General features: G+C 64.2%; 11 protein-coding genes. 8 read left to right on the top strand and 3 right to left on the bottom strand.

Annotated features, from left to right (window positions below; translation table 11 throughout):
• The coding region (locus tag RTP54_RS20520; RefSeq protein ID WP_312365497.1) for a hypothetical protein at positions 1-431 on the bottom strand (431 nt) is incomplete at its 3' end.
• Positions 432-509: 78 nt separating this feature from the next.
• On the opposite strand from RTP54_RS20520, the gene RTP54_RS20515 reads away from it, so the two are divergent.
• Both RTP54_RS20515 and RTP54_RS20510 read left to right on the top strand, forming a co-directional pair.
• Positions 510-1,151 (top strand): LysE family translocator, encoded by a 642-nt coding sequence (locus RTP54_RS20515; protein WP_112814927.1) that lies wholly within the window; start codon positions 510-512, stop codon positions 1,149-1,151.
• Between the two features lie 125 nt (positions 1,152-1,276).
• Positions 1,277-3,340: a M3 family metallopeptidase gene (locus tag RTP54_RS20510; protein ID WP_312365495.1), complete on the top strand. Its 2,064-nt coding sequence runs from the start codon at positions 1,277-1,279 to the stop codon at positions 3,338-3,340.
• A 14-nt stretch (positions 3,341-3,354) separates the two neighbouring features.
• On the opposite strand, the gene RTP54_RS20505 is transcribed toward RTP54_RS20510, so the two are convergent.
• Entirely contained in the window at positions 3,355-4,809 is a 1,455-nt protein-coding gene (locus RTP54_RS20505) for a glycosyl transferase family protein (RefSeq protein ID WP_312365493.1), read from the bottom strand.
• A 151-nt stretch (positions 4,810-4,960) separates the two neighbouring features.
• On the opposite strand from RTP54_RS20505, the gene RTP54_RS20500 reads away from it, so the two are divergent.
• Positions 4,961-7,135, top strand: coding sequence for a TonB-dependent receptor domain-containing protein (locus RTP54_RS20500; protein WP_112806721.1), 2,175 nt, complete (start codon positions 4,961-4,963; stop codon positions 7,133-7,135).
• Between the two features lie 63 nt (positions 7,136-7,198).
• Here RTP54_RS20500 and RTP54_RS20495 read toward each other — a convergent pair whose 3' ends face one another.
• The gene (locus RTP54_RS20495; RefSeq protein WP_312365490.1) at positions 7,199-8,371 is read right to left on the bottom strand and encodes a dihydrodipicolinate synthase family protein; all 1,173 of its coding nucleotides are present in this window, start codon (positions 8,369-8,371) and stop codon (positions 7,199-7,201) included.
• A gap of 317 nt (positions 8,372-8,688) precedes the next feature.
• Here RTP54_RS20495 and RTP54_RS20490 point away from each other — a divergent pair, with 317 nt between their 5' ends.
• Genes RTP54_RS20490 through RTP54_RS20470 form a run of 5 tightly spaced genes read left to right on the top strand, consistent with a single transcriptional unit; the run spans position 8,689 to position 14,634 of the window.
• Positions 8,689-9,732, top strand: coding sequence for a LacI family DNA-binding transcriptional regulator (locus RTP54_RS20490; protein WP_312365488.1), 1,044 nt, complete (start codon positions 8,689-8,691; stop codon positions 9,730-9,732).
• Positions 9,729-10,730, top strand: a complete 1,002-nt coding sequence (locus RTP54_RS20485) for a Gfo/Idh/MocA family oxidoreductase (RefSeq protein ID WP_312365486.1) — start codon at positions 9,729-9,731, stop codon at positions 10,728-10,730. The genes RTP54_RS20490 and RTP54_RS20485 overlap by 4 nt, the downstream gene beginning before the upstream one ends.
• Before the next feature lie 4 nt (positions 10,731-10,734).
• Positions 10,735-12,354 (top strand): acyl CoA:acetate/3-ketoacid CoA transferase, encoded by a 1,620-nt coding sequence (locus RTP54_RS20480; RefSeq protein ID WP_312365485.1) that lies wholly within the window; start codon positions 10,735-10,737, stop codon positions 12,352-12,354.
• Positions 12,347-13,126, top strand: coding sequence for an enoyl-CoA hydratase/isomerase family protein (locus RTP54_RS20475; protein WP_312365483.1), 780 nt, complete (start codon positions 12,347-12,349; stop codon positions 13,124-13,126). The genes RTP54_RS20480 and RTP54_RS20475 overlap by 8 nt, the downstream gene beginning before the upstream one ends.
• A complete protein-coding gene (locus RTP54_RS20470) occupies positions 13,126-14,634 on the top strand; it encodes an aldehyde dehydrogenase family protein (protein WP_312365481.1) in 1,509 nt (502 codons plus the stop codon). The genes RTP54_RS20475 and RTP54_RS20470 overlap by 1 nt, the downstream gene beginning before the upstream one ends.

The raw sequence follows: 14,634 nt of genomic DNA, 5'->3' as shown, positions 1-14,634 counted from the left end.
AGGCGATGATTTTGCGGACTTCCGCCATGGCTTCCGGGCCGATGCCGTCGCCGGGCAGAAGGAAGAGATTGCGCACTGTCATGGAAAGTCCTTCTCGCGGGGAAAACTTGCGCGCGTCTTAGCGCAACTTCGTATCGAGGGAAATCGTCGCGACGAAAGAATTGTGCGTCGCAATGCCGGTGTGCTGGCTGTTCCCGGCGACAATGCGCATTGGCGGAAAGGCTGGAATTGTTGCGTTCACGGCCTGCAACGCCCACGAAAGGATCGGGACCATGCGCAGCTTCGTCATCGAGATCATAAACCTGCTCGCCGTCAGTCTCGGGAAACTGACCTTCGGCCGCAGCCGGACTGGCGTTTTCGGTCGCTAGCGACACGCCGGCGCCGGCCACGAAGCCGTCGAAGCGCGCCGTCCGCCGTCTTTGCCTGGACATCCGCTGCGTCTTGCCTTTCCGCTTGACGGAATCACCGGCTGGGGATCGAATGGCCGCCGAAACAACCGGGGACCTGCCATGTCTGAAACGCTGCTGATCGGTGCCTTTCTCGCTGCCCTTTCCTATACGCTCATTCCCGGGCCGGCCTTCCTCGCTTTGCTCGGCATCGGTGCCGGCCAGGGCCGCAAGGCGGGCGCGCTGTTCATGGGCGGGCACCTTGCCGGCGATATCCTCTGGTCGGGGCTTGCGCTGGTGGCGATCATCGGCGCCCGTTCGGTCGGAACGACGGTGTTCGATATTCTCGGTCTCTTCTGTGGCCTCTATCTCGGCTGGATCGGATGGACGGCGCTGCGCGCCCGGCCGAAAGGCGATAACCGGGCGCTGATCACCGTGGAGAAGCCGCTTCGGCGCGGGCTGATCTTCGGCCTGACCAATCCCAAGGGCTATCCGGTAGCGCTCGCCACTTTCACCGCGTTGCTCGCGGGCTCCGCCAACGCCTTGGAATTCGACGCGCTGCCGATGCTGCTCGGGGTCTCGCTCATCGGCTTTCTCGTCGCCGACCTGATCCTGATCGTCATCATCGGTGCTTCCGTGGTGCGGCGCTTCTATCGGCGTCATGAGCTGGCGATCGTTCGGCTGTCGGGGCTGCTGTTCATCGGCTTTGCCATCCAGGCCGTATGGCATGCCGCTCCCGGTCTTCTCGGTCTGCGCAAGCCCTGACGCACAAGCCTTGACGTCGAGATCGTCAGCGACCACCTCAAGCTCTTCCGCCCGACGTGCCGCCGGCGTCGCGGGCGCTACCCTCCCGGGCTCCACTCCGGTCTGTGCATGCGAAAGGACCTTTCATGACCGCCAGCACCCCGCTCAATCCCGCCCTGACGACCTGGACCGGACATGAGGGCCTGCCCCGCTTCGACCTGGTAAAGGACACGGACTTCGCACCGGCCTTCGAGGCCGCCTTCAAGGCGCATGAGGCGGAGATCGATGACATTGCCGGCAACCCCGATCAACCGACCTTCGAAAACACGGTGATCGCGCTTGAGATCGCCGGCGACGCGCTTTCGCGGATCTCCTCGATTTTCTGGAACAAGGCCGGCGCCGACACCAACGAGACGATCCAGGCGCTGGAGCGCGACATCGCGCCGAAAATGTCCCGGCACTATTCGAAGATCGGCATGAACGCCGCGTTGTTCAAACGCATCGATACGCTCTGGGAAAACCGGGAAAGTCTCGGCCTCGATCTCGAAGCGACCCGGGTGCTGGAGCGGCACTGGAAGGGGTTCGTCAAGTCCGGTGCGAAGCTGCCAAAGGAGCAGCAGGAGCGGCTGGCCGGTATCAACGAGACCCTCGCCGGTCTCGGTGCCAAGTTCGGCCAGAACGTGCTTGCCGACGAAAAGAACTGGGCCCTGTTTCTGGATAGCGAGGAGGATCTTGCTGGCATTCCCGATTTCCTGCGCGATGCGATGGCATCTGCCGCCAGCGACCGCGGCCAGCAGGGCAAGTACGCGGTGACGCTGTCGCGCTCGATCATCGAGCCGTTCCTCACCTTCTCCGACAATCGCGAGCTTCGGGAAAAGGCGTTCCGCGCCTGGATCGCGCGCGGCGAGAACGGCGGCGAGACCGACAATCGCGGCCTTATCGCCGAAACCCTGGCGCTTCGGGCCGAGAAGGCAAAGTTGCTCGGCTATGACAACTATGCGGCGCTGAAGCTCGACAACACCATGGCCAAGACGCCGGAGGCGGTGAACGGCCTGTTGATGCAGGTCTGGGAGAAGGCTGTTGCCCGTGCCCGCGAGGAGGAAGCCGATCTTGCCACGCTGGTTGCCGCTGAAGGTCGCAATCACGACGTCATGCCATGGGACTGGCGCCACTATGCCGAAAAACTGCGTGCCGAAAAGTTCAACTTCTCGGAAGGCGAGCTGAAGCCGTACCTGCAGCTGGAAAAGATCATCGAGGCCAGCTTCGATGTCGCCCAGCGTCTGTTCGGCATCACTGCGACAGAGAAGAAGGGCGTTGCCGGCTATCACCCCGACGTGCGGGTCTTCGAGATGCGCGATGCGAGCGGCAGGCTTACGGCCCTGTTCCTCGGCGACTATTTCGCGCGGTCGTCGAAGCGTTCGGGCGCCTGGATGAGCTCGTTCCAGTCGCAACACAAGCTGACACTCAAGAACGGTGCCGTCGGCGAGCTGCCGATCATCTACAACGTGTGCAATTTCGCCAAGCCCGCCGAAGGCAAGCCGGCGCTGCTGTCGCTCGACGATGCGCGCACGCTGTTCCACGAATTCGGGCACGCGTTGCATGGCATGCTATCCAATGTCACCTACCCGTCCGTTTCCGGCACTGGCGTGTCGCGTGACTTCGTCGAATTGCCGTCCCAGCTCTACGAACACTGGCTGACGGTTCCTGATATCCTCAAGCGCTATGCGGTGCATTATCGGACCGGCGAACCGATGCCTGAAGCGCTGCTCGACAAGGTGCTTGCCGCGCGCACTTTCAATTCCGGTTTCGCGACGGTGGAGTTCACGTCCTCGGCACTGGTCGACATGGCCTACCACACCGCGCAAGCGCAGGGTGAACCGATGGCGCTCGAAGCGGCGACGCTGGAGAAGATCGGCATGCCGCGGTCGATCGTCATGCGCCACCGCAGCCCGCACTTCCTGCATGTGTTCTCCGGCGACGGCTATTCCGCCGGCTACTATTCCTACATGTGGTCGGAGGTGCTCGACGCGGATGCGTTTGCCGCTTTCGAAGAGACCGGCAATGCCTTCGATCCCGGCATGGCGCAGAAGCTGAAGGACAATGTCTATTCGGTCGGCGGCTCGATCGATCCGGAAGACGCCTACAAGGGTTTCCGCGGCAAGCTGCCGAGCCCGGATGCGATGCTCGCCAAGAAAGGGCTGGCGGCCTGAGCATTGAGGCGGATCTATCGCGCCATCTGGCGCGATCGGCCCGCCCAGAGTGCCCGCGCCGTCTCGCAGGCGGCCTCGAAGTCCGACGAATTGCCGAGGCTCAGAAGGGCGGTCGCCGCCGTGGTGACGATCGTCGTCTCGGCACGTTCGTCGCGGGCCGCTCCCGTCCAGACCGCCTCCCAGTACTCGCGGGTGCTGAGGCCGGTGCGCGCTTCGGCGGGTGGCGCGGTCAATGCGGGAATGACCAGGTCCTCCACCTCGCCGCCAACCAGGCGAAACAACGGCGTCTGGCGATAGGGGGTGAACTCGGCGTGGTCGCGGGTGTTGCCGAGGATCGTCAGTTCCTTGACGCCGAGCAGAAGCGCGATGTCGCGGCTCAGTGTCCTTGCGGCCGTGTTGGCGACCCCGAGCAGGCTGGTGCGCGCGCCCATGGGATTGATCAGATGCACGGCGGAACCGAGCGGGATCCGCATCTCCATCAGCCCATAGAGGCCGAGAAGGCGGTAGATCTGCGGCGATAGTGCCGGTAGCGGCAGATAGACGATCCCGGTCCTTGCCAGCGCGCTTTTGGCATCGTCGAGCGACGCGCAGACGGCGATGCCGCTGCGGGCGGCGGCGATTTCGAGCTTGCCGCGCTCGGCGCCTTGTTCGCCATAATGGCCGTGCAGCACGACGCGGAAGCCGGCGCTCGCCACGAGCCTTGCCGCGTGCAGGAACCATGGCGCGGTCTTCAGCTTCGGTGAGAGATAACATGGCCAGTCGAGATCGGCCGCGCCACGGCTGGTAGCGCCGATGTGGCGGCGGATCGCCCTGACGAAGCCGGCGATCTCCACGGCGGTCGCGCCGCGATACTGCAGGGCCGCCATCAGCGCGCCGATCTGCACGGGATCCGCCTCCCCGGCGAGGATGATCGCCAAGGCATCTTCCGCTTCCGTCTCGCTCAAAGGCCGGCTGCGACCGGCGCCGGTGCCGATGGTAGCAATGTTGCGCGCCAGCCGGCGCTGCGGCGCCGCGTCGTCGCCGATCCGCGCCAGCTTGGCGGCGAAGGCTTCCGGCGTCGGTTCGCCATCCAGCATCAGGCTCGGCCGCGCGGCGAGCGGGGGCGCCGCGATCAGCCCTACCCCTTCCCAGCCGCTGTGCGCCGCGTTGGACGTCGCCGCCGCATCGCCCGACCGATGGAAAAGCGCTTCCGTCTCGGCGGCAAGGGCCCGCACGCGCAACCGCAATGCTTCGGCAAGGGGTGTCGGCCGCAAGCCATGGCCGGTGCGCAGGAACAGCGGGTCGTCATATTGCTCGCGCAGCTGGGAGAGCAGCCTGCTCATGGCGGATGGCTGCAGGCCGACGCTTGCCGCTGCCCGGCTGACGCTGTTCTCGCGCAACAGCGCATCGAGCGCGAGCAACAGGCGTAGCCTGCCCATGTCGGTCTGCCGGTCTTGCGGCGCTGGCGCCATCCGCGCGCGAGTCTTCATCGTCGTCCGTCCCTCAACAGGCTCCGGGCATATTCGAAACCGGTGTTTTGCGCCCATTCACATTTAGAGCTGTTCTAAAACAGCGCCGTTGCCACCAGTTCGGCCATTATCTAAGTGGACCGTAGCACTCAAGTTATTTGTGGGGACAAAGATGAGCATAGAGGCGCGCCGCCCGCTGGATAGCCGTATCGAGCGGCACACATTCGCGTTACCGTTCCGGCGCGGGACCGCGCCGCAGCCGTCTCGGCAGGCGCAGCGGTTCCTCTACGCCTGCCTCGCCGGTACGGCGCTGAGCGTGCCGGTGGAGGCCCTGGCACAGCAAGCCAAAGGCAAGGAGAAGAGCACGGAGCTGGAGCAGATCGTCGTCACGGCGGCCGGCTTCGAGCAGAACGTCAAGGACGCACCGGCAAGCATCACGGTGGTAACTGGCGAGGAGCTGGAAAAAGGCTCATTCCGCGACCTGACCGACGCCCTTCGCGATGCTCAGGGCGTGGCGGTCACCGGCGTTGCCAACGAGCGCGACATCTTCATCCGCGGCCTGCCCGGCTCGTATACGCTGATCCTCGTCGACGGCAAGCGCCAGAGCACGCGTGATGCCCGCACCAACGGCAATTCTGGCTTCGAACAGAGTTTCGTGCCGCCGGCGGCGGCCATCGAACGCATCGAGATCGTGCGCGGGCCGATGTCGTCGCTTTATGGTTCCGATGCCATGGGCGGCGTCATCAACATCATCACCCGCAAGGTTGCAGACACGTGGTCGGGCTCGGTGACCATGGATGGCACGATGCAGCAGCACCAGCGCTTCGGCAATTCGGGACAGACGTCGTTTTACGCCAGCGGCCCGATCCTGAAGGATACGCTCGGCATGCAGATCTGGGGACGCGGGCTGAAGCGCGGCGAGGACAAGTTCCTCTCGGGCATCACCGGTGCCCGCGAGCACGACCTGACGGCGCGGCTTGCCTACACGCCGAACGAGGACCATGACTTCTTCCTCGAGGGCGGCAAGGCGCGGCTGCGGCGTGACGCCAACATCGGCAACACGATCGCGCCGGGTCCCAGGGCCGCCAGCACCTACAACGAGAACGACCGCGATCACTGGTCGTTCTCCCATACCGGGCGCTGGGGGCCGACCACGTCCGAATTCTCGATCCTGCAGGAATGGGCCGAGCGGCGAACCTACAACGACACCCAGGCGGATCGCCGTTTCATCAAGCAGCCGCGCGCGCCGCAGGTGCGCAACACGGTCATCGACGGCAAGTTCACGACGCCGTTCGAGCTCGCAGGCAGCCACACGCTCGTCACCGGAGGACAGTTCTTCGAGGCGCGCCTGTCAGACCAGAACCCCGGACGGCGCACCGCTCTTACGGAAAAATTCTCCGCAACGCAGTGGGCGCTGTTTGCCGAGGACGAATGGCGCATGGTCGACAATTTCGCGCTGACGGGGGGCTTGCGTCTCGATCACCACGAGCAGTACGGCTACCACCTGAGCCCGCGCCTCTATGGCGTCTGGGACGCGACCGACACCTTGACGGTCAAGGGCGGCGTCTCCACCGGCTTCCGTGCACCTGATATCCGCAGCATCGCGCCCGGTTATGCCTATACCACCGGCGGTGGCGGCTGCATCTACGGGCCGGCCGGTAACTGCGGCGTGATCATCGCCGACCCCAACCTGAAGGCCGAATCGAGCACCAGCTATGAAATCGGTGCGGTTTGGGACAATGGCGACGTTATCCTCGGCGGCACCTATTTCTACACCGATTTCAAGGACAAGATCACGAACCTGCCGGTTCTCGATGCCGCCGGAAGGCAGGTGCGCTGGAGCGAGGATCCGAACTACCTGCTCTGGTACAACTACAATATCGACGATGCCGTCATCCAGGGCGTCGAGTTGACGGCGACCTGGAATGCGACCGCCGACCTGACGCTGCGCGGCAGCTACACCTATACGCAGTCCGAACAGATGACCGGAACCTATGCCGGCTTTCCGCTGGCGCGCACGCCGGAGCATATGGCCAATCTCAGGGCAGACTGGTTCACGCCGGTCGAGGGGCTGGAGGCCTGGGCATCGGTCAGCTATCACGGCGCGGAGATTACCGCCGGGGCGCGCATCGGCGCCAACGGCAAGCCGGTGACGATCAACGGCCAGCAGGGCCGCAAGTACGACGCCTACACGACCGTCGATATCGGCACGAAATACGCACTCGGCGAAGGACTGATCCTCAATGCCGCCGTTTACAACCTCTTCGACAAGGAGGTGGAGCCGACGGATTTCAATGCCGTCGGCGAAGGCCGCCGCTTCTGGATGAGCCTGACGGCGACGTTCTGAGGCAAACCAACGAGCCCCTGCCCCGATCATGGACGGCGCCCCCTATGGGCGCCGCTTCCCGTTTCAGCCGGCCTGTTCGACGCCGAGGGTCACAAGAAGGTTCTGCATCCGCTTCACCGCAAGTTCCGGCTGGTCAAGCACATTGGCCCTGTCGGCAAGCCGGAAGATATCAGCATAGTGCAGCAGGCCACGGGCCGATTGCATACCGGCAGGCATGGTGAAATGGTTTTGATGGCCGTTCAGCCAGGCAAGCACTACGACGCCGGCCTTGTAATACTGCGTCGGCGCCTCGAAAATCTTGCGTGACAGCGGCACGGTCGGCTCGATCACGCCGCGGAAGGTGGCGCAGTCGCCCTTGGCCAATGCCGCAAGCGCCTTGGAGGCGGAAGGCGCCACAGCGTCGAAGATGCCGAGCAGCGCATGACTGTATTTTTGCCCGTCGCCCTCGATCAGTTCCGCATAGTTGAAGTCATCGCCGGTGAAGCAGAGCACGCCGTCAGGCAACCGGTTGCGCAGCGCAACTTCCTTTGCGTTGTCGAGCAGCGAAATCTTGATGCCTTCGACCTTGCCGCGGTTGGCCTCGATGATCGACAGCACCGCGTCGAGTGCGTCATCGAAATCGTGCGATCCCCAATATCCCCCAAGTTGCGGATCGAACATGTCGCCGAGCCAGTGCAGCACCACCTTGCCCTTCGTCTGGCGCAGGATGTGGCCGTAGACGTGGCGATAATCGTCGGGCGAACGGGCGACACGGGCAAGCGCGCGGCTTGCCATCATGATGGCGCGGCCACCCTCACCCTCCACGAAGCCGATCTGCTCCTCATAGGCGGCGATGACGTCGTCAAGCGAGCGGGCGTCTGCGGGCGAGAGATGGTCGGTGCCGGCACCGCAGGCAAGGTCTGCCCCGGACACGCTTCGCGCTTCTGCCAGCGACCGGCGGATCAATTGTTGTGCGCCCGGCCAGGCCAGGCCCATGCCGCGCTGGGCCGTGTCCATGGCCTCCGCGATCTTGAAGCCCAGGCTCCAGAGATGATGGCGAAACGCCATCGTCTGTTCCCAGTCGATGGCGGCGTTGCCCCAGGGATCCGTGTCGCGCAGCGGGTCGGAGACCACGTGTGCGGCGGCATAGGCGATGCGGCTGAAGGTCGGCGCAGCGCGCGGCCGCTCAATCGGGGTTCCCGTCAGCCGGTATTGCTCCAGCGAGCCGTCTTGGCGTGGCAACGTCAGGCTTGTCATCGGCTTTCGTCTCCTCCTCGGACCGTTTCATTCGAATAATTTAGATCGTTCCAAATTTCAAGCGGCATTTCTCGCTGCCGCCACGCCAGGCGTCGTCTTTGGCCGGCGGCAGTCGCATTCAGATCTCTATAAGTACCTGTAAAAATATCATATTATGATCATAGAAGGCCTAACTTTTTCGCTGAAGCCATAGTTGATCGCTCAGTTTCGACGATCAACTCTGCTCGATGAAGCCTAGTGAAACGCAAATTTCACTTGACGGATTTGGAACGTTCCAATTATGAATGTGAAAAATAAGGCATGTTTGGGAGGATGGCGTGGTCAAGGAACGGGTAACGGTGGTCGATATAGCGCACGCAGCCGGCGTGTCGAAGTCGACCGTGTCGCTCGTGCTGCAGGGCAGCCCGCTGGTCAACGAGGTCACGCGCGCCAAGGTCAATGCGACCATTCGCGATCTCGGCTACGTCTACAATCGCAGCGCCGCCAATCTGCGCCAGTCGAAGTCGAAGATCATCGGTATCGTCGTCAACGATCTCACCAACAGCTTCTTTGCCGAGCTTGCGGTTGGCGTCGACGTCATGGTGCAGCAGGCCGGCTTCGTCCAGTTTCTTGCCAATACCGGTGAAAAGATCGAACGTCAGCGCGAGGTCGTGGCATCCATGCGCGAGCATGGGGTTTCCGGCCTGATCATTTCGCCGGCACGCGGCACCGAAGCGGCCGATCTGGCGCCGCTGGTCGAGAGCGGCATTCCCGTGGTGCTGGTCGTTCGTGATATCGCCGATGCCGGCGTTTCCTCGCTGACATCCGACAATCATGCCGGCGCCATGGCGGCCGTGCGCCATCTGATCGAGCGCGGGCATCGACGCATCGCCTTCCTTGGCGGCTTTCCCGATACCGCCGTGTTCGAAGCGCGTATGCGCGGCTATCGCGATGCCCTGCTCGAGGCGGGACTCGATGCCACCGAGGCGCTTGTCATCGGCTCGGCGCCATCGCGCGCCGGTGGCGTGACCGCGATCGAGCAGGCGATGATGCTTTCCGACAGGCCGACGGCGGCGCTCTGCTTCAACGATGCGGTGGCCTTCGGCGTCTGTGACGGCCTGCGGGCGCGGCGGCTGGAGCCTGGGGCCGATTTTGCCGTGATCGGTTTCGACGACGTGATCGAGGCAAAGACGGCGGTGCCGGCGCTGACGACCGTCTCGGTCGATCCGCAGGGTATGGGGCAGCGGGCGGCCGAGCTGCTGCTGAAGCAGATCAATGCAGGCAAGGCGCAGGCCGAATCGATCGTCGGTTCGGTGCGCCTCGTCGTTCGCCAGAGCTGTGGTGCTGCGGTCGAGCGCAGAACGAGGGAGGCATTGTCATGACGGGATGGGGTCTGGTCGGCGCGAGCACGATCGCGCGTGAATGGGTCATCGGCGCAATTCGTGCGACGGGCGGCGAAGTTATCTCGGTGATGAGCACCAGCGCCGAGCGCGGCACGCTCTATGCCACGGAAAACGGTATCGGCAAGTCGGTGACGTCGCTGGAAGAACTGGTCGGCGATCCCGATGTCAAGGCGGTCTACGTCTCGACCACCAACGAGCTTCATCGCGAGCAGACGCTGGCCGCCATTCGCGCCGGCAAGCACGTCTTGTGTGAAAAGCCCCTGGCGATGACGCTGGAGGATGCGCGCGACATGGTGGTCGCAGCGCGCGAAGCCGGCGTGGTGCTTGCCACCAACCACCACCTGCGCAATGCCGCCGCCCACAGGGCGATGCGGGACGCCATTGCGCAAGGCCGGATAGGTCGGCCGATCGCTGCCAGGGTCTTCCACGCCGTCTATCTTCCGCCGCATCTGCAGGGCTGGCGGCTCGAACGGCCGGAGGCCGGAGGCGGCGTCATCCTCGATATCACCGTTCACGATGCCGACACCCTGCGTTTCGTGCTCAACGACGACCCGGCCGAAGCCGTTGCCATCAGCCATAGCGCCGGCATGGGCAAGGAAGGGCTGGAGGATGGCGTCATGGGTGTCCTGCGCTTTCGCTCCGGGGTGATCGCCCAGTTCCATGATGCCTTCACCACCAAGTTCGCCGAAACCGGGTTCGAGGTGCATGGCATGGAAGGATCGCTGATCGGCCGCGATGTCATGACGCAAAAGCCGGTCGGCACGGTCACGCTTCGCAATGCCGAGGGCGAAAGCCTGCTGCCGCTCGATCCGGCCAATCTCTACGAAACCGCGCTTACCGCCTTCCACGCAGCCATCGAAGGCGATGGCAGGCCCTCGGCAACGGGTGAGGATGGCGTCTGGTCGCTGGCAACAGGTCTTGCCGTGGTCAAGGCGGCGGCGACCGGCCAGGCGGTGGCGATCGAAACGGGACTCTGAGCTGATGTCGATGAACAAGCATATCTCGCCCACTGAAGCCGCCGCGCTGATCCCGGATGGCGCCGTCGTTTCGGTCTCGTCTTCAAGCGGCCTTGGCTGCCCGGACCTGATGCTGAAGGCCATCGGTGAGCGCTTCGAGGCGACCGGCCATCCGCGCGACCTGACGACGCTGCACCCGATCGCTGCCGGCGACATGAGCGGCATCAAGGGTGTCGATTACATCGCAAGAAAAGGCCTACTGAAGAAGATTATCGGTGGATCCTACCCATCCGGTCCGTCGAGCGCCGAACCGCCCTTGATCTGGCAGATGATCGGCGCCGACGAGGTGGCCGCGTATAACGTACCCTCCGGCATCCTCTTCGACATGCACCGCGAGGCGGCGGCCAAGCGCCCCGGCGTGATAACCAAGGTCGGGCTCGACACCTTCGTCGATCCGTCGCGCGAAGGCTGCGCCATGAACGCTTCGGCAGCAGCCGAACCGGTGGTCAAGAAGGTGTCCTTCGAGGGCGAGGACTGGCTCTATTTCAAGGCGATCGCGCCTCAGGTGGCCATCATCCGTGCGACCACGGCCGACGAGCGCGGCAATCTCACCTATGAGCACGAGGGCGCCTATCTCGGCGGCCTCGACCAGGCGCTGGCCGCCCGCAACAATGGCGGCATCGTCATTGCCCAGGTCAAGCGCATCACCAAGGAAGGCTCACTGAAGCCGCATGACGTGCGGGTTCCCGGCGTGCTTGTCGATTATGTCGTCGTCGACCCCGACCAGAAGCAGACGACGCAGACGCTCTATGATCCGGCGATCTCCGGCGAGATCTTCCGCCCGCTCGACAGTTTCCGCGTGCCGGAGTTCAACATCCAGAAGGTGATTGCCCGCCGGGTGGCGCAGGAGCTGCAGAGCGGCAGCGCCGTCAATCTCGGCTTCGGCATTTCGGCCAATGTACCGCGCATCCTGCTGGAAGAGGGCCTGCATGGTGCCGTCACCTGGGTGATCGAGCAGGGCGCCGTCGGCGGCGTGCCGCTGCTCGATTTTGCCTTCGGCTGTGCCTCGAACGCCGACGCCTTCATGCCGTCGCCCTATCAGTTCACCTATTTCCAGGGCGCGGGCTTCGATGCCTCGCTGCTGTCCTTCCTCGAAATCGACCGCAACGGTTCGGTCAATGTCTCGAAGCTCTCCTTCCGGCCGCATGTGACGGCCGGTGCCGGCGGCTTCGTCGACATCACGGCGCGGGCAAAGAAGATCGTGTTTTCCGGCATGTTCAATGCCGGCGCCAAGCTGGCCGTCGCGGACGGAAAATTGGTGATCGAGAAGGAAGGCAAGCTGAAGAAGCTGGTCAACGAGGTCGAGCACGTCACGTTCTCAGGCCGTCGTGGCATCGAGCAGGGCCAGGACATTACCTATGTCACCGAGCGCTGCGTGATGAAGCTGACGACCGAAGGCGTGATGCTGACCGAGATCGCGCCCGGCGTCGACCTCAAGGCACATATCCTCGACCAGTCCGAATTTCCGCTCATCGTGTCCGATCGGTTGAAGACCATGGATGCGGCCCTGTTCCATGAGGCGCCGATCGGCCTGACATTGCCGGCAAAGCCCGCCCGCACCCTTGCTGGAGGCGCCCGTGTCTGAGGACCGTATCCGGATCGCCGTCGACGGCGCCATCGCGACCATGACGGTTGCCCGTCCCGAGAAGCTCAATGCCTTCGACATCGACATGCTGAAGGCGCTGGCCGATGCCTGCGACACGGTCGAAGCAAACCGCGATATCCGCGTGTTGATCCTGACCGGCGAGGGCAAGGCGTTTTCGGCCGGCGGCGACATCAAGGCGTGGGGCGCCATGGACGCGGCCGCCTTCGGCCATGACTGGGTGCGCTTCGGGCATCGCGTCTTCGAACGGCTGGCAACGCTCAGAATGCCCGTGATCGCGGCCCTCAACGGCCATGCGCTCGGTGGCGGTCTGGAGCTGGCCGCGGCCGCCGACATCCGCATCGCCGAAAGCCAGATCAGGATCGGCCTGCCGGAAACGAGCCTTGGCATGGTTCCCGGCTGGTCGGGCACGCAGCGGCTCGTCACCCGCTTTGGCGCCCAGATTGTCCGGCGCATGGTGCTCGGCGGCGAGATGTTTACCGCCGCGGCGGCCAAGGCTGAAGGCCTGGTCGATGCCGTCGTCGACACCGGTACGGTGATGCAGGCGGCGCGGGACTATGCGGCGCGCGTTGCCAAGCGCGGCCCGGCCGCACTCGAAATTTCAAAGCTGATGATCGCCTGCGCCAACGGTGAGGACAAGGGGGCTGCGGTCGAAGCGCTCGGCTCCATCCTCGTCGCCAAGACCGGCGATCTCAGGGAAGGCGTCGCGGCTTTCACGGAAAAGCGCGAAGCCCAGTTCAAGGGAGAATGGTAATGACGGTTCTGGTGAGGCCCAAGGCACTCGACGATCACAAGGTGCGCACGTACCAGATGCTGATCGACGGCAAATGGGTCGATAGCGCCGACGGGCGCACGATCGATCGCGTCGCACCCGGCCACGGCGTCGTCGTCAGCCGCTATCAGGCGGCATCCAGCGTCGATGCCGAGCGGGCGATTGCCGCTGCCCGCCGCGCCTTCGACGATGGCCCCTGGCCGCGCATGACGGCGTCCGAGCGATCGCTGGTCCTGCTCAAGGCGGCAGACATGATCGCCGCGCGCGCCGACGAGCTTGCCTTCCTCGACGCGATCGAATCGGGAAAGCCGATCAGTCAGGCCAAGGGCGAGCTTGGCGGCGCTGCCGATATCTGGCGTTATGCCGCCGCCCTTGCCCGTGATCTTCACGGCGAAAGCTACAATACGCTGGGAGATGGCACGCTCGGTGTCGTACTGCGTGAAGCAATCGGCGTCATCTCGATCATTACGCCGTGGAACTTCCCCTTCCTGATTGTCAGCCAGAAATTGCCGTTTGCGCTTGCCGCGGGCTGCACCGCCGTGGTCAAGCCGTCGGAGATGACTTCCGCCTCGACGCTGGTGCTGGGTGAAATTCTGGAAGCGGCCGGCGTACCGGCCGGCGTCGTCAACATCGTCACCGGCACGGGTCCGGAGGTCGGCGCGCCGATGACGACGCATGGCGATGTCGACATGATCTCGTTTACCGGTTCCACCGGCGTCGGCCGCTTGACGATGGCGAACGCCGCCCAGACCTTGAAGAAGGTTTCGCTGGAACTCGGCGGCAAGAACCCGCAGATCGTCTTTCCCGATGCCAATCTCGACGAGTTCATCGACGCGGCGGTGTTCGGTGCCTACTTCAACGCTGGCGAATGCTGCAATGCCGGTTCGCGGCTGATCCTTCATCGCGATATTGCCGACGAGGTGACGGAGCGCATCGCGGCGCTGTCGGCCAAGGTGAAGGTCGGCGATCCGCTCGACCCGGACACCCAGGTCGGCGCGATCATCACGCCGCAGCACCTGGAAAAGATTGCCGGCTATGTTTCCGCCGCGTCCAGGGATGGCGCCGCCGTCGCCCATGGCGGCAAGGCGCTCGATCTCGGCATGGGGCAATTCATGGCGCCGACCATTCTCTCGCAGGTACGGCCCGATATGGCCGTCGCCCGCGAGGAGGTTTTCGGACCGGTACTGTCGGTGCTGACCTTCGAGACCACGGATGAGGCGATCCGCATCGCCAATTCGATCGACTACGGGCTTTCGGCCGGGGTCTGGAGTCGCGACTTCGACACGTGCCTGACGATCGGTCGTCGGGTTCGTGCGGGCACCGTCTGGATGAACACCTTTATGGATGGCGCATCCGAGCTGCCGTTCGGCGGCTATCGCCAGTCCGGCCTTGGCCGCGAACTCGGCCGCCACGCGGTCGAGGACTATACCGAAACCAAGACGCTCAACATGCATATCGGCGCGCGCACCGGCTGGTGGATGCCGCGCTGA

This window comes from Ensifer sp. (assembly GCF_031989085.1).
GTDB lineage: Bacteria > Pseudomonadota > Alphaproteobacteria > Rhizobiales > Rhizobiaceae > Ensifer.
Note: the sequence above shows the minus strand (reverse complement) of the source record. Positions and strands in the feature narration are given on the sequence as shown.

Bases quoted from the DNA above. Each gene is read 5' to 3' on its own strand.
- RTP54_RS20485 (WP_312365486.1), top strand. From the start codon at position 9,729: ATGACGGGATGGGGTCTGGTCGGCGCGAGCACGATCGCGCGTGAATGG.
- RTP54_RS20505 (WP_312365493.1), bottom strand. From the start codon at position 4,809: ATGAAGACTCGCGCGCGGATGGCGCCAGCGCCGCAAGACCGGCAGACC.
- RTP54_RS20470 (WP_312365481.1), top strand. From the start codon at position 13,126: ATGACGGTTCTGGTGAGGCCCAAGGCACTCGACGATCACAAGGTGCGC.
- RTP54_RS20495 (WP_312365490.1), bottom strand. From the start codon at position 8,371: ATGACAAGCCTGACGTTGCCACGCCAAGACGGCTCGCTGGAGCAATAC.
- RTP54_RS20510 (WP_312365495.1), top strand. From the start codon at position 1,277: ATGACCGCCAGCACCCCGCTCAATCCCGCCCTGACGACCTGGACCGGA.
- RTP54_RS20515 (WP_112814927.1), top strand. From the start codon at position 510: ATGTCTGAAACGCTGCTGATCGGTGCCTTTCTCGCTGCCCTTTCCTAT.
- RTP54_RS20480 (WP_312365485.1), top strand. From the start codon at position 10,735: ATGTCGATGAACAAGCATATCTCGCCCACTGAAGCCGCCGCGCTGATC.
- RTP54_RS20500 (WP_112806721.1), top strand. From the start codon at position 4,961: ATGAGCATAGAGGCGCGCCGCCCGCTGGATAGCCGTATCGAGCGGCAC.